This window comes from Cupriavidus sp. FW305-3-2-15-C-LB2, from assembly GCF_058787575.1.
In genome coordinates this window covers 19,291-36,191 of sequence record NZ_JBYSZW010000044.1, presented here as the reverse complement: position 1 = coordinate 36,191, position 16,901 = coordinate 19,291, and the positions used below count along the sequence as shown (strand labels likewise).

The 16,901-nt window shown below is 67.4% G+C and carries 13 protein-coding genes and 2 pseudogenes; 11 read left to right on the top strand and 4 right to left on the bottom strand.

Annotated features, from left to right (window positions below; translation table 11 throughout):
• Positions 1-27 precede the first annotated feature (27 nt).
• On the top strand, positions 28-3,435 hold the full coding sequence (locus tag AC3WRR_RS26280) for a bifunctional diguanylate cyclase/phosphodiesterase (protein WP_037024349.1): 3,408 nt from the start codon (positions 28-30) through the stop codon (positions 3,433-3,435).
• Between the two features lie 53 nt (positions 3,436-3,488).
• Positions 3,489-4,208 carry a glycine-rich domain-containing protein gene (locus tag AC3WRR_RS26275; protein ID WP_492298552.1) on the top strand — a complete coding sequence of 240 codons (720 nt, stop codon included), beginning with the start codon at positions 3,489-3,491 and terminating at the stop codon, positions 4,206-4,208.
• A gap of 127 nt (positions 4,209-4,335) precedes the next feature.
• On the opposite strand, the gene AC3WRR_RS26270 is transcribed toward AC3WRR_RS26275, so the two are convergent.
• Complete coding sequence (locus AC3WRR_RS26270; RefSeq protein WP_037024347.1) at positions 4,336-4,632, bottom strand: hypothetical protein; 297 nt, start codon at positions 4,630-4,632, stop codon at positions 4,336-4,338.
• Positions 4,633-4,832: 200 nt separating this feature from the next.
• On the opposite strand from AC3WRR_RS26270, the gene AC3WRR_RS26265 reads away from it, so the two are divergent.
• Positions 4,833-8,336 carry a pyruvate carboxylase gene (locus AC3WRR_RS26265; protein WP_037024380.1) on the top strand — a complete coding sequence of 1,168 codons (3,504 nt, stop codon included), beginning with the start codon at positions 4,833-4,835 and terminating at the stop codon, positions 8,334-8,336.
• 85 nt (positions 8,337-8,421) lie between these two features.
• Here AC3WRR_RS26265 and AC3WRR_RS26260 read toward each other — a convergent pair whose 3' ends face one another.
• A complete protein-coding gene (locus tag AC3WRR_RS26260) occupies positions 8,422-8,769 on the bottom strand; it encodes a hypothetical protein (RefSeq protein WP_010808933.1) in 348 nt (115 codons plus the stop codon).
• Positions 8,770-9,061: 292 nt separating this feature from the next.
• Between AC3WRR_RS26260 and AC3WRR_RS26255 the strand changes: the two genes are divergently transcribed.
• The 5 genes and pseudogenes from AC3WRR_RS26255 (at position 9,062) to AC3WRR_RS26235 (ending at position 12,454) form a co-directional block, all read left to right on the top strand.
• Complete coding sequence (locus tag AC3WRR_RS26255; protein WP_010808932.1) at positions 9,062-10,792, top strand: SulP family inorganic anion transporter; 1,731 nt, start codon at positions 9,062-9,064, stop codon at positions 10,790-10,792.
• A gap of 145 nt (positions 10,793-10,937) precedes the next feature.
• Positions 10,938-11,030 (top strand): annotated as a pseudogene (locus tag AC3WRR_RS26250) (hypothetical protein); the annotation flags it as partial.
• Positions 11,000-11,518, top strand: a pseudogene (locus tag AC3WRR_RS26245) (phosphotransferase); the annotation flags it as partial. The pseudogenes AC3WRR_RS26250 and AC3WRR_RS26245, both read left to right, overlap by 31 nt.
• Before the next feature lie 196 nt (positions 11,519-11,714).
• Positions 11,715-11,969, top strand: coding sequence for a hypothetical protein (locus tag AC3WRR_RS26240; protein WP_010808930.1), 255 nt, complete (start codon positions 11,715-11,717; stop codon positions 11,967-11,969).
• Positions 11,970-12,052: 83 nt separating this feature from the next.
• Positions 12,053-12,454 (top strand): hypothetical protein, encoded by a 402-nt coding sequence (locus AC3WRR_RS26235; protein ID WP_010808929.1) that lies wholly within the window; start codon positions 12,053-12,055, stop codon positions 12,452-12,454.
• Here AC3WRR_RS26235 and ppk2 read toward each other — a convergent pair whose 3' ends face one another.
• Positions 12,455-13,339 (bottom strand): polyphosphate kinase 2, encoded by an 885-nt coding sequence (gene ppk2 / locus AC3WRR_RS26230; RefSeq protein ID WP_010808928.1) that lies wholly within the window; start codon positions 13,337-13,339, stop codon positions 12,455-12,457.
• 340 nt (positions 13,340-13,679) lie between these two features.
• On the opposite strand from ppk2, the gene AC3WRR_RS26225 reads away from it, so the two are divergent.
• The 3 genes from AC3WRR_RS26225 to AC3WRR_RS26215 are packed head-to-tail and all read left to right on the top strand — an operon-like array spanning position 13,680 to position 16,404.
• Positions 13,680-15,101, top strand: a complete 1,422-nt coding sequence (locus AC3WRR_RS26225) for a DUF3300 domain-containing protein (protein WP_010808927.1) — start codon at positions 13,680-13,682, stop codon at positions 15,099-15,101.
• Positions 15,102-15,121: 20 nt separating this feature from the next.
• Positions 15,122-16,039: a DUF2950 domain-containing protein gene (locus AC3WRR_RS26220; protein ID WP_010808926.1), complete on the top strand. Its 918-nt coding sequence runs from the start codon at positions 15,122-15,124 to the stop codon at positions 16,037-16,039.
• On the top strand, positions 16,036-16,404 hold the full coding sequence (locus AC3WRR_RS26215; protein ID WP_010808925.1) for a hypothetical protein: 369 nt from the start codon (positions 16,036-16,038) through the stop codon (positions 16,402-16,404). Before AC3WRR_RS26220 ends, AC3WRR_RS26215 begins: the two co-directional genes overlap by 4 nt.
• A gap of 31 nt (positions 16,405-16,435) precedes the next feature.
• On the opposite strand, the gene AC3WRR_RS26210 is transcribed toward AC3WRR_RS26215, so the two are convergent.
• Complete coding sequence (locus AC3WRR_RS26210; RefSeq protein WP_010808924.1) at positions 16,436-16,789, bottom strand: hypothetical protein; 354 nt, start codon at positions 16,787-16,789, stop codon at positions 16,436-16,438.
• Between the last annotated feature and the right edge of the window lie 112 nt (positions 16,790-16,901).

Genomic DNA, 16,901 nt, shown 5'->3' with positions numbered 1-16,901 from the left:
AGTCGTTGGTGACGGCCGTTCAGCCGCATGGTTGCCATCGACATCCGGGGGGAAACAATCTTGCGCCAGACGCTTGCGCGCGCGCTGCGCCCGCTTGGACGCCTTGGGTCGCGCACCATCACCGCGGGCACCTTGCTGCTTGGCGTGATGACGACGGCTGTCGTCTATGCGTTCTGCACCGACCTGCTTGAGAAGGACGTCCGCCTGCGTTTTGAGAACGATACCGGCGACGTGATCCAGCAGATCGATACACGGATCCGCCTCTATACCGATGTTCTGGTGACCATGCAGGCGCTGTTCGGCGCCAGCGACCATGTCTCGCGCGGCGAGTTTCGCGATTTCGTCAGCGGCTTGAACCTGCCGCAGCGCTATCCCGGTTTCCAGACGCTGAACTACGCGCCCTACGTGCCGGCGGCCGAGATCGACGCCTTTGTCGCCCGGCAGCGCAGCGATCCGATCCTGCGCGAGGCCGGCGTGACGTTCAACGTCCGCCCTCCCGGCCAGCGGCCGGGGCATTTCGTGCTGACCTATGTCGAACCGCTCGCCCTCAACCTGGCGTCGATCGGCATCGACATGGGCGCCGAGCCACGCCGCCTGGCCGCGCTGGAACGCGCGCGCGATACCGGGCAGCCAGTCAGCAGCGGGCGCCTGATCTTCAGCGAGGCAAAGAACCCGCATGTGGGCATCGCGCTGCGCCTGCCGGTGTACCGCAAGGTGCCCGACCTGGATTCCGTGGAAGCGCGCCGGCGCGCCTATGTCGGCTCGGTTGGCGCGGGGATCCGGGTGGACGACCTGCTGAAGGACCTGGTCAGCAATGAGAACCTGCGCCGGATCCGGTTCCGCGTGCATGATGCCGGAGACTTCGCGCAGGCGGCGGTTCCGCTCTCTGCAGCCAACCTGCTCTATGACAGCGTGACCGGCCTGGCGGCCAGGGAACGCAGCCGGGTTGCTGGCGGCAGCACCGTCCACGCCAGTGCCGCGCATGGCGCGACCGCACTGGCGGACGCCCAGGCGGCCCCGGGCCAGCATGACCTGGCCAAGAGCGTGGTGCGGAATTTCGGCGGACGGCGCTGGGTGATTGCGTTTGCTGCCGATGCCAAGGCCATCAGTGGTCCGCAGCGCTACCTGCCGGGGCTGGTGGTGATTTCCGGCCTGATCATCAGCGTGCTGCTGGGGTGGCTGGCCTACGCGTTGTCGAGTTCGCGCGCGCGCGCCGTGGCCGTGGCCGACCAGATGACGCACAGCCTGCGCGACAGCCAGGCCGCGCTTGCCGAGGCGCAGCAGATTGCCCACCTGGGCGACTGGCGCATCGACCTGGACCAGGACATCGCGCACTTTTCCCAGGAAATGGCGCGCCTGCTAGGCTTGCGCGGCGACAAGCCGACTCCGGAAGCGCTGTTCCAGGCGATCGACGCCGGCCATCGCGCCGTGCTGCGGGAAAGGATGCGGACAGCCCTGCAGGATCGCCAGCCGTTCGAGTTCGAGTGCCCGTACCGGTCGCGGCGCGGACGCCGGGGCTGGCTGCACCTGATCGGCCACGCGCATGGAGCGGCGGACAGCGCAGTGCTGCGGGGCACCGCGCAGGACATCAGCCAGCGCAGGTCCGCCGAGCAGGCTAGGACGCAGGAACACCAGATTGCCCTGCACCTGGCCACCGCCACCAGCGAGATCGAGGTGTTGGAGGGGATTGTCCACACGCTGCTCGAAGGCATGGACTGGGAGGCCGGTGCCTTCTGGCCGGGCGATGACAGCCAGGGGCTGAAGCTGCCGCCGGTCTACCTGGCCCGCGTCAAGACGCTGCAGCCGTGGCTCGCCGAGCGCCCTGCAGGGCCGGCCGGCGCCGCGGTCTTGCCGGCGCCGCAATGGTATGCAAGCCGCAGCGCGATGGCCCGGCATCCGCAAGCCAGGTGGCTCGACGCGGGCGGTATCCGGACGGTGTTCGCCTTCCCGCTGAGCCGGGGCCACGTGAGCCTCGGCGTGGTCGAACTCTATTCCCGCAGCAAGCGCAGCCCCGATACGCATGCGCTCGCGATGGCGAGCGGCATTGCCAATCAGACCGGGCACTTCCTGCTGCGGCGCCAGGCCGAGGAAAACCTGCGCTTCATCGCCAATCACGATGCCCTTACCGGGCTGCCCAACCGCCTCATGTTCAAGGCCGAGTTCGAGCAGGCGCTGACCCGTGCCCGCGCCAGCGGCCAGGCCCTGCATGTCATCTTCGTGGACCTGGACGAATTCAAGGTCGTGAACGACACCATCGGCCACAATGCCGGCGACATCGTGCTGCGCGAGATGGCCGACCGGTTGCGCGGCAGCCTGGAGGAGGTGGAGCTGATCACCCGCTTCGGCGGCGATGAATTCGTCGTGCTGCTGGACCCCAAGGGCGATTCGACGATCCTGGACCGGACCATTGCCCGGATCCAGGCTGCGCTCGCGCCAGGCTTCGTCGTCAACGAGTCGGAACTGCGCATGACGGCAAGCATCGGCATCAGTTCCTTCCCCGAGGACGGCAGCGACTGGCAGACCCTGCTCAAGCATGCCGACCTGGCCATGTATGGTGCCAAGCAGCTCGGCAAGAACGGCTACCAGTTCTACTGCCGGGGCATGAGCGCGTCGCTGCAGCGGCGCATCGACATGGAGTCGCACCTGCACCGCGCGCTCGAGCAGGACGAATTCATCCTCTACTACCAGCCGCGCATTGCGCTCGCGTCGGGAGCGTGCACGGCGGTCGAGGCACTGATCCGCTGGCGCCACCCGGAACTCGGCCTGGTCATGCCCGGAGATTTCATTCCCTTCGCGGAGCAGAGCGGCGCCATTGTCGAGATCGGTGCCTGGGCCCTGCGCGAAGCGTGCCGGCAGAATGCCGCATGGCGCGCGCAGGGACTGCCGCCGGTGCGTGTTTCAGTCAATCTTTCGGCACGGCAGTTCGCCGACAAGTCGCTCAGGCTGACCATCATCGATGCCCTGCGGCAAGCCGGGCTGCCCGGCAACCTGCTGGAGCTTGAACTCACCGAGAGCATGGTCATGCGCGATGCCGAACAGGCGTCCAGCTGGCTCTCGCGCCTGAAGCGCACCGGTGTCCGGCTGGCGATCGACGACTTCGGCACTGGCTACTCCTCGCTCGCCTACCTGAGCCGCTTCCCGATCGATACGGTCAAGATCGACGGCAGCTTCGTCCGCTACATACCGGAAAGCCGCAGCGACACGCAGATTACCAGCGCGGTGATCGGCCTTGGCCACCGGCTTGGCCTCGAAGTGGTCGCCGAAGGCGTGGAAAACGAGGTGCAACTCGAGTTCCTGCGCCGCGAAGGCTGCGACGAAGTGCAGGGCTACTACTTCAGCCATCCGCTGCCGCCGGCGAAGATCACTGCCTTCCTGGCCAGCCGCATGGAGAACGGTCCCGCTCTCGAGCATGGACCGCAACCGATGCGCGCCTGACTGCCCGTCAGTCCGGTGCGTGCTTAAGCAGTCCAATAACAGGGAGCTAGATCATGCAGGACCGTACTATTGAAATCATGTGGCAGGCCATCGACGCCCTGGACTTTTCCAGGATGAAGGCCAAGCTGCTGCATCAGAAGCATGCGCATTGGTCGCCGGAATCGCTGGAGCAGGCGGAGAGCGGCTACCGGCAATTCCTCAAGCTGGCGGCGAAGCATCCGGACACGCCCGCCGTCCCCAGCGAGCAGGTGGATGCCTTCTGGCATGCCCACATCCTGGACACCAGGCGCTATGCGAGGGATTGCGAGCGCATCTTCGGCTATGTCCTTCACCATGACCCCTACGTTGGCATCGACGGTCCGGAGGACGAGGCCCGCCTCCTGCAAATGGCCGCTGCGAGCGATGCGCTGAGCATGCGCGAATTCGGCAGCCCGCTGACGTCTGCCGCATATTGTGCCCGGGCAGCGGCCGACGAGCCCGCGTACTGCGCACGCATTGCCAGGACGGAGGCACCGGCGTACTGCGCACGCATGGCCAAGGCGGAAGAGGCCGCGTACTGCGCACGCATGGCCAAGGCGGAAGAGGCCGCGTACTGTGCACGCATCGCCAGGACGGACGAACCTGCGTACTGCGCGCGCATGGCCAGGGCGGAAGAGCCCGCGTATTGCGCACGTATCGCCAGGGCGGAAGAGCCGGCGTACTGCGCCCGCATTGCCACGGCCGGCGCCCCCGCATACTGCGCACTGGCTTCGCCCCAGGCCGCGGCCTGCTGAAGGCCTGCATTCGTGGCCGGGCGGGCGTCGTCAGCCTGGCCACGTTGCCCACGCCGGCCCTCCCGGTTGCCGCGAGGCACAGGTGCTGCATCGCGCATTGGCCGCGGCACCCATGAAATGAAAAATTTCATTTCTGAAATTCGTTAGGCCTGCCTCGGAAGAAAATCTTCTGCCAAATCAAAGGGATGGTGCATGAACCGGCCGTGGCCCGGTTCTTGCGGCAGCAGGACGGGACGGGCGCGTATTTCATCGTGCCTGCAAACCTGCCGTCGCCCTGCATCGCGCTGCGTCGTGGGCAGGCGAACCTGGTCTTGATGAGGAAGGCATCACGATGTACTACGGAAGAATCGGAGCCCGCGCGCACAGCCGCGAGCTTGCCGGGGACGGCGATCAGCCACTTGCCGGCCAGAACCGAAGCGAGCATGGCGATCGGGACCAGCAGTCGCCAAAGCGGGCCAACTGGGCGTGGGCCGCTGCATCGGCGCACTATGACTGGATGGACTCGCACGTCCCATTTGCCCAATACGACTAGCAGCCCGGGCAAGCCTTGCGCCCGTGCTGCATCCCCGATCACCTGATCCTGCCGTGGCGGTTGCGCGCGGCTGGTTCGCTTCCCTGCATCCCATGGACTACGCCCCTATCCGCTCCCTGCTGATTGCCAACCGTTCCGAGATCGCGATCCGCGTGATGCGCGCGGCCGCCGAGATGAACGTGCGCACGGTGGCAATCTATTCGAAGGAAGACCGGCTCGCGCTCCATCGCTTCAAGGCCGATGAGAGCTACCTGGTCGGCGAGGGCAAGAAGCCACTGGCGGCTTACCTCGACATCGACGATATCCTGCGCATTGCCAGGCAGGCGAAGGTCGACGCCATTCATCCGGGCTATGGCTTCCTTTCAGAGAACCCGGACTTCGCGCAGGCCGTGATCGACGCGGGTATCCGCTGGATCGGCCCGTCGCCCGAGGTCATGCGCAAGCTTGGCAACAAGGTGGCGGCGCGCAACGCGGCGATCGACGCGGGCGTGCCGGTGATGCCGGCAACCGATCCGCTGCCGCATGACCTGGACACGTGCAAGCGCCTCGCCGCCGGCATCGGCTATCCGCTGATGCTCAAGGCAAGCTGGGGCGGCGGCGGACGCGGCATGCGGGTCCTGGAACGCGAGCAGGACCTTGAGGGGGCGCTCGCCGCGGCGCGGCGCGAGGCGCTGGCTGCGTTCGGCAACGACGAGGTGTATGTCGAGAAGCTGGTGCGCAACGCGCGCCATGTCGAAGTGCAGGTGCTCGGCGACACGCACGGCAACCTCGTGCATCTCTATGAGCGCGACTGTACCGTGCAGCGGCGCAACCAGAAGGTGGTGGAGCGGGCGCCCGCGCCATACCTCGACGATGCCGGCCGGGCCGCGCTGTGCGAATCGGCCCTGCGGCTGATGCGCGCGGTCGGCTACACGCATGCCGGTACGGTCGAGTTCCTGATGGATGCCGACTCCGGCCAGTTCTACTTCATCGAGGTCAATCCGCGCATCCAGGTCGAGCACACGGTCACGGAGATGGTCACCGGGATCGATATCGTCAAGGCGCAGATCCGCGTGACCGAAGGCGGCCATCTCGGCATGACCGAGAACACGCGCAATGAGAACGGCGAGATCGTCGTGCGCGCCGCGGGCGTGCCGGTGCAGGAAGCGATTTCGCTCAACGGTCACGCGCTGCAATGCCGGATCACCACCGAGGACCCGGAGAACGGGTTCCTGCCGGACTACGGCCGCCTCACTGCCTACCGCAGCGCGGCCGGCTTCGGCGTGCGCCTGGACGCCGGCACCGCCTACGGCGGCGCGGTGATCACGCCGTACTACGATTCGCTGCTGGTCAAGGTCACCACCTGGGCGCCGACCGCGCCCGAATCGATCCGGCGCATGGACCGCGCGCTGCGCGAGTTCCGCATCCGCGGCGTCGCGTCCAACCTGCAGTTCCTCGAGAACGTCATCAACCATCCCGCGTTCCGGTCCGGCGACGTCACCACGCGCTTTATCGACCTGACGCCGGAACTGCTGGCGTTCACCAAGCGCCTGGACCGCGCCACCAAGCTGCTGCGCTACCTGGGCGAGGTCAGCGTCAACGGGCACCCGGAGATGAGCGGCCGCACGCTGCCATCGCTGCCGCTGCCCGCACCGGTGCTGCCCGCCTTCGACACCAGCGGCGCGCTGCCCTACGGTACGCGCGACCGGCTGCGCGAGCTGGGCGCGGAGAAGTTCTCGCGCTGGATGCTGGAGCAGAAGCAGGTGCTGCTGACCGATACCACCATGCGCGACGCGCACCAGTCGCTGTTCGCCACGCGCATGCGCACCGCCGACATGCTGCCGATCGCGCCGTTCTATGCGCGCGAACTGCCGCAGCTGTTCTCGCTGGAGTGCTGGGGCGGCGCCACCTTCGACGTGGCGCTGCGCTTCCTCAAGGAAGACCCGTGGCAGCGCCTTGAGCAACTGCGCGAGCGCGTTCCCAACGTGCTGTTCCAGATGCTGCTGCGCGGCTCCAACGCGGTTGGCTACACCAATTATGCGGACAACGTGGTGCGTTTCTTCGTGCGCCAGGCGGCCAGCGCCGGCGTGGATGTGTTCCGCGTGTTCGATTCACTGAACTGGGTGCGCAACATGCGCGTGGCGATCGATGCTGTCGGCGAGAGCGGCGCGCTGTGCGAAGGCGCGATCTGCTATACCGGCGACCTGTTCGACAAGTCGCGCGCCAAATACGACCTGAAGTACTACGTAGGCATCGCGCGCGAGCTGAAGCAGGCCGGCGTGCACGTGCTGGGCATCAAGGACATGGCCGGCATCTGCCGTCCGCAGGCCGCGGCGGCACTGGTCAGGGCGCTCAAGGAAGAGACCGGGCTGCCGGTGCATTTCCATACCCACGATACCAGCGGCATCTCGGCCGCTTCGGCGCTGGCCGCGATCGAGGCCGGCTGCGATGCGGTCGACGGCGCGCTCGACGCCATGAGCGGGCTGACCTCGCAACCCAACCTGTCGAGCATCGCCGCGGCCCTGGCCGGCAGCGAGCGTGATCCCGGCCTCAGCCTGGAGCGCCTGCACGAGGCGTCGATGTACTGGGAAGGGGTGCGCCGCTACTACGCGCCGTTCGAATCCGAAATCCGCGCCGGCACCGCCGACGTGTACCGCCACGAGATGCCCGGCGGCCAGTACACCAACCTGCGCGAGCAGGCGCGCTCGCTCGGCATCGAGCATCGCTGGACCGAGGTGTCGCGGGCCTATGCCGAGGTCAACCAGATGTTCGGCGACATCGTCAAGGTGACGCCGACGTCCAAGGTGGTCGGCGACCTGGCCTTGATGATGGTGGCCAACGACCTGAGCGCCGCCGATGTGTGCGATCCCGCCAGGGAGACTGCCTTCCCTGAATCGGTGGTGTCGCTGTTCAAGGGCGAGCTGGGCTTTCCGCCGGACGGCTTCCCCGCGGAACTGTCGCGCAAGGTGCTGCGCGGCGAGCCGCCCGTGCCGTACCGGCCCGGCGACCAGATCCCGCCGGTCGACCTCGACGCGGCGCGCGCCGCGGCCGAAGCGGCGTGCGAGCAGCCGCTCGACGACCGCCAGCTGGCTTCGTACCTGATGTACCCGAAGCAGGCCGGCGAGTACCACGCGCATGTGCGCAACTACAGCGACACCTCGGTGATACCCACGCCGGCATACCTGTACGGCCTGCAGCCGCAGGAAGAAGTGGCGATCGACATCGCTGCCGGCAAGACCCTGCTGGTCTCGCTGCAAGGCACGCACCCCGATGCCGAAGAGGGTGTCATCAAGGTCCAGTTCGAGCTGAACGGGCAGTCGCGCACCACGCTGGTCGAGCAGCGCAGCACCACGCAAGCGGCGGCAGCGCGCCATGGCCGTCCGGTTGCCGAACCCGACAATCCGCTGCATGTCGCCGCGCCCATGCCGGGCTCGATCGTGACGGTGGCGGTGCAGCCGGGGCAGCGCGTGGCCGCGGGCACGACGCTGCTGGCGCTGGAGGCGATGAAGATGGAAACCCATATCGCGGCGGAGCGGGACTGCGAGATCGCCGCAGTCCATGTTCAGCAGGGGGATCGCGTGGCGGCGAAGGATCTGCTGATCGAACTGAAGGGCTGACGTTGGCCGGCAGGGCGCAGGCTCCGATTTGCATCCTGCAGCGAACCGTCCGCCACTTCCACCACGCCGTTCAGACAGATCCCGGCTACGTGCAATTGTCGCGGTACGCCTGCTGCAGTTGCTTGCGCGTCTTGTCGCGTTCGATCTTGGGGATGGTCCGGCCCTGCGCGTTCTGCGTGCCCGGGGCGGAATGGTACGAACGCCTTTTTGATGTGGCGTTGTACTGCTCCTTCAGCTCCTCGCACTTCGCGCGTGCGGCCTCTTCGGGATCCTGGGTGGCGGCCGACGGGGGGCGATACGGATTGGTCCCGCCCTGAACGGCATCCGATATGGCGCTCGCGGCACCCTCGGTCGATGCGCGCTGCGCCAGCGCCGCCGAGGCGCAACCCAGTGCCACCAGGCCGGCTACCAGGCATCTCTTGGATATCGGCATCGTTCTCTCCCCGGTGATGGATAACGGGCATGCCCGCCAGACAACCATCATATGTGCCCGTCGCGGGATTGTCAGAACCTGATGGTTGTCGACAGCGCGCAGACCTGCGCAGGCAGCATGGCAGCACGAGGAGGTGTTGCGATGCAGCATCGGAGCGGCTCGCGGGGGCCTCGGCCTGGTGCCGCCAGCGCAATCCAAAATCCTTTTTTCTTTGCTTCGATGCACATTTGTCGAAGCGCGACCTCCTATAGTCGATGCATACTCCTTGCCTGCCCAGGGCATAACTCGACCCATGCAGCCCCAGAACCTGACCCCCGCCGCGCAGCGCGAAGTCGACAAGGCACCCGGATGGTTGCGCTGGCTCCCGGGACTGCTGGTGTTGAAGAACTATCAGCCGGCCTGGCTGCCGAAAGACCTCGCCGCCGGTCTGGTGCTCACGACCATGCTGGTGCCGGTCGGCATCGCCTACGCCGAGGCCTCCGGCGTGCCCGGTGTCTACGGGCTCTACGCCACCATGGTCCCGCTGCTGGTGTATGCCCTGCTTGGCCCGAGCCGGATCCTCGTGCTGGGGCCGGATTCGGCGCTGGCGGCGCCAATCCTGGCGGTGGTGTTGCAGGTCTCCGGCGGCGATCCGGGGCGCGCGGTCATGGTGGCCAGCATGATGGCGATCGTGTCGGGCGTGGTCTGCATCGTGATGGGGCTGTTGCGGCTGGGGTTCATTACCGAATTGCTGTCCAAGCCGATCCGCTACGGCTACATGAACGGGATCGCGCTCACCGTGCTGGTCAGCCAGTTGCCCAAGCTGTTCGCCATCTCGATCGAAGACGCCGGCCCGCTGCGGGAGATGATCAGCCTCGGCCGGGCGATCCTGGGCGGCGAGACCAACTGGTACAGCTTTGCGGTCGGCGCGGGCAGCCTGGTGCTGATCCTGTTGCTGAAGCGCTTCGAGCGCGTGCCCGGCATCCTGATTGCCGTGATCGTCGCGACGGTGGCCGTCAGCATGTTCGATCTCGACCAGAACGGGGTGAAAGTGCTGGGCAAGACCCCGCAAGGGCTGCCGGGCTTTGTCGTGCCCTGGGTCAGTGGCGCGGACCTGGTTGCGATCCTGCTGGGCGGCATTGCCGTCGCGCTGATCTCGTTCGCGGATACCAGCGTGCTGTCGCGCACCTTTGCCGCGCGCACCAACACCCGGGTCGACCCGAACCAGGAGATGGTCGGCCTGGGCGCCGCCAACCTGGCCGCGGGATTCTTCCAGGGCTTTCCGATCAGCAGCAGCGCGTCCCGTACGCCGGTGGCCGAAGCCGCGGGCGCGAAGACCCAGCTCACCGGAGTCGTGGGCGCACTGGCCGTGGCGCTGCTGCTGATGTTCGCGCCCAACCTGCTGCAGTACCTGCCAAACAGCGCACTGGCGGCGGTGGTGATCGCGGCGGCCATAGGCCTGTTCGAGTTCGCGGACCTGAAGCGCATCTACCGCATCCAGCAGTGGGAGTTCTGGCTGTCGATGGTCTGCTTTGCCGCGGTTGCCGTGTTCGGGGCGATCCCGGGGATCATCCTGGCCGTGGTCCTTGCAGTGATCGAATTCCTTTGGGACGGCTGGCGGCCACACTATGCCGTGCTCGGCCGTGTCGAGGGCCTGCGCGGCTACCACGACACCAAGCGCTACCCGGATGCCGAGCGCATCGACGGGCTGCTGCTGTTCCGCTGGGATGCGCCGCTGTTCTTCGCCAATGCCGAGCTGTTCCAGGCGCGGCTGATGGAAGCGATCGACGAATCGCCGACACCCGTGCGCAGGGTGGTGGTGGCGGCCGAACCGGTGACCAGCGTCGACGTCACCTCGGCCGACATGCTGCGTGAACTGAGCGGCATCCTGCGCGAGCGCGGCATCGCGCTGCATTTTGCCGAGATGAAGGACCCGGTGCGCGACAAGCTCAAGCGCTTCGAGCTGATGGAAGCGATCGGCGACAAGAACTTCCACCCCACGGTGGGCAGTGCGGTGGATGACTACGTCGACAAGCCAGCCTGAACCGTTACGGTCCAGGCTGGTTGCGCCGCGCGCCGGCTACTCCAGCCGGAACCCGGTCTGCTTGATGGCGAGCGCCCATTTCTTCTGCTCTGCCGCCATGAACGTCGCAAACTGGTCCGGAGAGCTCTGGCTGGCCGGCTCATAGCGACCTGCTGCCCTTCTTGCCGGCGTCGCCGGCCTGCAGGCCATTGCGACCGCCAAGCGGCTGGGCGCGGTGATCGAGGCCTCCGACTGGCGGCGCTGGCAGAGTGGCTGCCGCAGTACGTCCCGGACGCGGAGCAGACCAGCGTGGTACATGGCGACTACCGCATGGACAACCTCGTCTTCCATCCCACCGAGCCCCGCGTCATCGGCGTGCTCGACTGGGAGCTGTCCACGCTCGGCCACCCGCTGGCGGACCTGGCCTAGCACTGCATGAGCTGGCATATCCCGGCCGACCTGTGGCGCGGTATCGGCGGGCTCGACCTGCAGGCGCTGGGCATTCCCGACGAGGCGACCTACCTGCGCTGGTACGGCGAGGCCAACGGCACGCACGCGCTCGAGCACTGGGACTTCTATCTTGCCTACAACTTCTTCCGGCTCGCGGCGATCATGCACGGCATCGGGCAGCGAGCCAGGAGCGGCAACGCCGCCGCGGCGGATGCCGTGGAGACAGGCAGGAAGGCGGCGCCGCTGGCCGAACTGGGGTGGCAATTCGCGATGCGCTACCGCGCGGCAGGGCGCTAGTGTCGGCGCACGGTCCGGCGCCAGCCGGATCGAAGCCGCCGCAGGTGGCGGAATCTGCCCTGGACTCCTTATCGGGAATCAAAGTTTGCCTTCCGATCCGGCCTGACTTAAAGATAGGAAGGGGAGATGGGCCCGCGGATTCAAGGGCCGCATCGGAACCGGGCTGTCTGGCATCCCGAGCCTTCAGGAGACGTCAATGAGTGTGCTGATGCTTGTGAATATCGATACGGCGACAACCGACGAGGAAATCCAGGAGTTCATCGGTCGTTACGGCTTCCCGGCCTGCGATGAGATCGAGCGCGTTCCGGGAGACGGCACCCGCCCGGCGGTGTCGCTGCATTTCAATTCGGTCGATGGGGCCGCGCTGCGGCTGCTGCAGCCGCGCATCAACCACCTGTTCTGGAAGCAGCGCAAGGTGGACGCGATGGTGCTGACCGAGCGCTTCGAATAGGCCGCTGCCGCGGCTGGCGGGCATGTGGGTCCGGTGCTTCCGCGCTTGCCCGATTGGGGGCGTGCCATGGCGGAGGAGGCAAGATGAACAGGCGATACACGATCCTGCACGCGCTGGCATGCAGTGCCGCAATGCTGGCGGGTGCAATGTCGGCGGGGCCGGCCGTTGCCTATTTTGACCACTACCTGGGCGGCACCATCGTCGGCACGCTTACCCAGGACCAGCTCACGGCGTTGACGGCTGTCTTCCGCAGGACCCTGGAGCAGGGCGCCGACGGCGCCCGCATGACGTTCAGGCTGCCGCCCGACACGCGCGAGCGGCAGGTCGAAGGTTCCTTCACGCCATTGCAGTCCCGGCGCGACCACGGCGACCGCTGCCGGCAACTGCGCAGTGAATTCCGCCGGGCCGGCGAAACCGAAGCCTGGACCGGGTGGTACTGCAAGGAGAAGGACGGCAACTGGAGGTCGCGCAAGCTGCCGAAGTAGCTAGTACCGGTCTTCGACGTACCGATAGGGATAGTCGGGCTCCCGGTATCCGCCCGCCTTCTGCCTGGCAGGCAGCTTGACCGGCTTGCGTTCGATCGCCTGGTACGGGATCTGTGCCAGCAGGTGCGTGATGATGTTCAGGCGCGCCCGGCGCTTGTCATTGGAATTGGCCACATGCCACGGGGCATAGTCGGTATCGGATGCGGCAAACATGGCGTCGCGCGCGCGTGAATAGTCGTACCAGCGGCTGTACGAGCGCAAGTCCATGTCAGTGAGCTTCCAGACCTTGCGGCCGTCCTTGATGCGTCCCTGCAGGCGGCGGGTCTGCTCCTCCGGGCTGACCTCGAGCCAGTACTTGATCAGGATGATGCCGGAATGCACGATGGCGCGTTCGACCAGCGGGACGGCGCGCAGAAACTCGTCGGCCTGCGCTTCGGTGCAGAATCCCATCACGCGTTCGACGCCGGCGCGGTTGTACCAGCTCCGGTCGAAGATGACGATCTCTCCCGCGGCGGGCAGGTGCGGCAGGTAGCGCTGCACGTACATCTGGCTCTTTTCGCGGTCGGTCGGCGCGGGCAGGGCGACCACGCGGAAAATGCGCGGGCTGACGCGTTCCGTGATGGCCTTGATAGCGCCGCCCTTGCCGGCACCGTCGCGCCCTTCGAACACCACGCAGACCTTGCTGCCGCTGGCCTGCACCCATTGCTGCAGCTTGACCAGCTCGACATGAAGGGTGAAGAGCGCCTTCTGGTATTCCTTCTCCGACATGCGCTCGCGCTGCTGCTGGTCCGGCTTTTCGTCGAGGCTGTCAGCCGGGCCTGGTTCGCGCGGCGGCTCCGCCTGGCTCCCGTTGCCGCCGTGGCGCTTCCCTTTTCGCTTGGCCATGATCTTCCTCCACTGACGTACCGGTGCCTTGAGGGTCCGGTCATGCACCTTCAAACCTGGGGGTACCGCTTGCATGCGCGCTGGCGGCTCGTTTCTACGATAGGAACAAAATCGGGGGAAATCCTCATGCCGATCCGTTTTCCTGTCGCAACCCTTGCCGGGCGGCGACCGGAATTCGGTTGAATTTCAATGTCTTCCGTACTACCTTCGTAGCGCGTATGGAGCAATATCCGCTCTGTATGCCGGCTGGCAATGGCGCGCGGCAGGAGAACATCCTCCAGCCCGGCGCGCTGCCCCAGTACGCCTCGGATGGCTCCGTCACCGGCTGCGAGGAGGGAACATGGCCTTTCTGGTCAGGCGGCTGCTCAGGTCCGGCTGCGCATGGCTGTTTGTCGCGCTGGTGGCGGGAGCGGGCGGCGCCGCTGCCCAAGACTTACAGAACCCGCCCCCCACCTTCAAACCCGAGGAGCTTGAGGCGCTGGTCGCGCCGATCGCGCTCTATCCCGATTCCGTGTTGTCGCAGGTGCTGATGGCCTCCACCTATCCGCTGGAGATCGTGCACGCGGCGCGCTGGGTCAAGGCCAATCCCAAGGTCAAGGGCGACGCCGCGGTCAAGGCCGTGGCCGACCAGCCCTGGGATGTCAGCGTGAAGTCGCTGGTGGCCTTCCCGCAGGTGCTTGAGCCGATGAACGACAAGCTCGACTGGACGCAGAAGCTGGGCGATGCCTTCCTGGCCCAGGAGAAAGACGTGCTGGCCGCGGTCCAGCGGCTGCGCAACAAGGCCCAGCAATCCGGCAACCTCAAGACCACCGAACAGCAGAAGGTCATTGTCGAGCCCGCGACCACGGCGGCGCCAGGCGTGCAGACCGTGGTGCGCATCGAACCGGCCGACCCGCAGGTCATCTACGTCCCGGCCTACAACCCCACCGTGGTCTACGGCTCCTGGGGTTATCCGTCCTACCCGCCGTACTACTGGCCGCCTTATCCCGCCTACTACCCGGGCGCCGCGCTGGCCACGGGCTTTGCCTGGGGCATCGGGCTGGCCGCCGCCGGGGCGATCTTCGGCAACTGCAACTGGGGCGGCGGCGACGTGAACATCAATGTCAACCGGGCCACCAATATCGACCGCAACTTTGACCGCACCAAGGTACAGGCGGGCGGGCGCTGGCAGCATGACGCCAGTCACCGCCAGGGCGTGGCCTACCGCGACAACGCCACCCGCGAGAAATTCTCGCGCGATGTGCCAGGCGGGGACCGGCGCAATGAGTTCCGCGGTCGCGAGGGCGGTGCCGGCGTGTCCGACCGCGCGGCGCGCGACCGGGCAGGCGGGCAGGAGCGGCCGGGTGCCGGGGATCGGGCCGGAGACCGGGCGGGTGATCGGGCAGGAGACCGGGTCGGAGATCGCGCTGGCGAACGGGGTGGTGATCGGGCCGGGGTCTCTGACCGGGCCGGAGTTTCCGATCGAGGCGGCGTATCTGACCGGGCCGGTGCATCGGACCGCGCGGGGGCCGCCGACCGGTCGCGGGGCGGCGGTGAACGGGCCACCACCGTAGCCGACCGCGGCGGCGGTGGCGGGCGGGACAACGCCTTCCAGGGCGTGGGCGGCGGCGCGGCGTCGCAGCGCGACTTTGATCGCGGACGCTCCAGCATGCAGTCGGCCGGAGGCCGCGCAGGCGGCGGCTTCAGCGGCGGCGGGGGCCGTGGTGGCGGCGGCTTCGGCGGCGGCGGCCGTGGCGGTGGCGGACGCGGTGGCAGGCGCTAGCGGACCAGGGAGCCTCGATCATGACGTCACCACTAAGCCTTGCCCGATCCCTGCCTGGCCGCCTGGCCTGCGCGCTGGCGCTTGCGCTCGCGCTGACCGTTGCCGGCATGCACGCCGCGCACGCGCAGAAGCCCTTCAAAACCCCCGAGGCCGCCATGAACGCCTTTGGCGAGGCGGTCGCCACCAGCGACGACGATGCCATGAAGGTGCTGCTGGGCGCCAGGTTCCACGACCTGATCCCGCCAGTCGGCGCCGACATCCGATACCGCTTTCTCGAGGCCTGGCGGATCTCGCATGCGGTCAAGCCAGAGGGCGACAGCCATGCCCGCATCGCCGTAGGCAATGACGGCTGGACCCTGCCAGTGCCGCTGGTGAAGACATCGAAGGGCTGGCAGTTCGATACGCGTGCCGGGGTCGACGAGATGCGCATACGCCGCATCGGCCGCAATGAACTCGCGGTGATCCAGGCCATGCTCGCGGTCTATGACGCCCAGCGCGAATACGCCCGGACCGACCATGACGGCGACGGCCTGCTGGCCTACGCGGGCAAGCTTGCGAGTACGCCGGGCAAGCAGGACGGGCTGTACTGGCCGACATCGGATGGCGCACCGCCCAGCCCGCTCGGGGCCGCGTTCCTCACGGCCGGCCAGCGCAACCCCGGGCAGGGCGGCTACTACGGCTATCACTACAAGCTGCTGACCGCGCAGGGCCCCAACGCACCCGGCGGCGCGTACAACTATGTCGTCAATGGCAAGCTGTTCGGCGGCTTCGCCGTGCTGGCCTGGCCGGTGCGGTATGGCGATACCGGCGTGAAGAGCTTCATGGTCAGCCACGATGGCCAGGTCTATGAGCGCGACCTGGGGCCCGACAGCGCCGGCAAGGCCGCGGCGACCAAGACCTTCGATCCCGGCCCTGGCTGGAGCAAGGTGACGCCATGAAGCATGGGCTCGGGCTCCTGGCGGGCGTCGCCGTGTTCGCCGTAGTGCCGGTGCTGACGGCATGCTATCCCTACCCTTACCCTGCCGAGGTGGTCCCGACCACCTACCCGGGGCTGCAGCCCAGCCGTTACGACCGCGCCTTTGCCGCGGCCGCCGGCGCCATGCGCGACCAGGGCGTGGCGATCAGCACCGAGGATGCCGTGGCCGGCACGGTGGAAGGAACCCGCAACAACCTGCCGGTGAGGGCCAGCGTGCGCCGCCAGGCCGACGGCACGGTGCGGGTGCAGTTCGACGGCACCGACCCGTCGGATCCGCGTCTGCTGGAGCGCATCTCGCGCAGCTACGACGCGCGCATGGGCCGCTGAGGCGCGCTGCGCCGCCGTTGCCGCCTACCAGTCAAGGCTGCGCGCGCGGAATGACCGGCGCCCCCGGCGCCGGACTGGCCGGGCGCTGCGGATACACCGACGTGCCGAAGGTGTTGCCCATGCGATGGCTGGTGGCCGCCTCGTTATAAAGGCCGAGCTGGTTCGAGGGCCGCTGCGCGATCGCCTCGGCCGCCAGTCCGCTGTCAGGCCGTGCCGGCCTGCCTGCGTTGGCAGGTTGCAGCTTCTGCGTCAGGCACGGGAACGAAGGCGCGCGCTCGCCGTTGACCTCGACCTCGACGCAGGGCGCGGGTCCCGCAGCGGCGGCGGGTACCATGTCGACCAGTCCAAGCGCCGCAACGGCGCATAGCGTCAGCCAGGTCCGCATCCGATACCTCCTTCGTTGGCCGCCAGGCAGGACGCCGGCGAAGCCGCTGCAGTATAGCCAGCAGGCTGCGCTCGCGGGGACCATCCTCGCGCAGGGATTTGCCGTTGACTCT

Coding starts and splice junctions, on each gene's coding strand:
- AC3WRR_RS26220 (WP_010808926.1), top strand. CDS start 15,122: ATGACGTCACCACTAAGCCTTGCCCGATCCCTGCCTGGCCGCCTGGCC.
- AC3WRR_RS26255 (WP_010808932.1), top strand. CDS start 9,062: ATGCAGCCCCAGAACCTGACCCCCGCCGCGCAGCGCGAAGTCGACAAG.
- AC3WRR_RS26210 (WP_010808924.1), bottom strand. CDS start 16,789: ATGCGGACCTGGCTGACGCTATGCGCCGTTGCGGCGCTTGGACTGGTC.
- AC3WRR_RS26235 (WP_010808929.1), top strand. CDS start 12,053: ATGAACAGGCGATACACGATCCTGCACGCGCTGGCATGCAGTGCCGCA.
- ppk2 (WP_010808928.1), bottom strand. CDS start 13,339: ATGGCCAAGCGAAAAGGGAAGCGCCACGGCGGCAACGGGAGCCAGGCG.
- AC3WRR_RS26280 (WP_037024349.1), top strand. CDS start 28: ATGGTTGCCATCGACATCCGGGGGGAAACAATCTTGCGCCAGACGCTT.
- AC3WRR_RS26215 (WP_010808925.1), top strand. CDS start 16,036: ATGAAGCATGGGCTCGGGCTCCTGGCGGGCGTCGCCGTGTTCGCCGTA.
- AC3WRR_RS26240 (WP_010808930.1), top strand. CDS start 11,715: ATGAGTGTGCTGATGCTTGTGAATATCGATACGGCGACAACCGACGAG.
- AC3WRR_RS26275 (WP_492298552.1), top strand. CDS start 3,489: ATGCAGGACCGTACTATTGAAATCATGTGGCAGGCCATCGACGCCCTG.
- AC3WRR_RS26270 (WP_037024347.1), bottom strand. CDS start 4,632: ATGCTCGCTTCGGTTCTGGCCGGCAAGTGGCTGATCGCCGTCCCCGGC.
- AC3WRR_RS26260 (WP_010808933.1), bottom strand. CDS start 8,769: ATGCCGATATCCAAGAGATGCCTGGTAGCCGGCCTGGTGGCACTGGGT.
- AC3WRR_RS26265 (WP_037024380.1), top strand. CDS start 4,833: ATGGACTACGCCCCTATCCGCTCCCTGCTGATTGCCAACCGTTCCGAG.
- AC3WRR_RS26225 (WP_010808927.1), top strand. CDS start 13,680: ATGGCCTTTCTGGTCAGGCGGCTGCTCAGGTCCGGCTGCGCATGGCTG.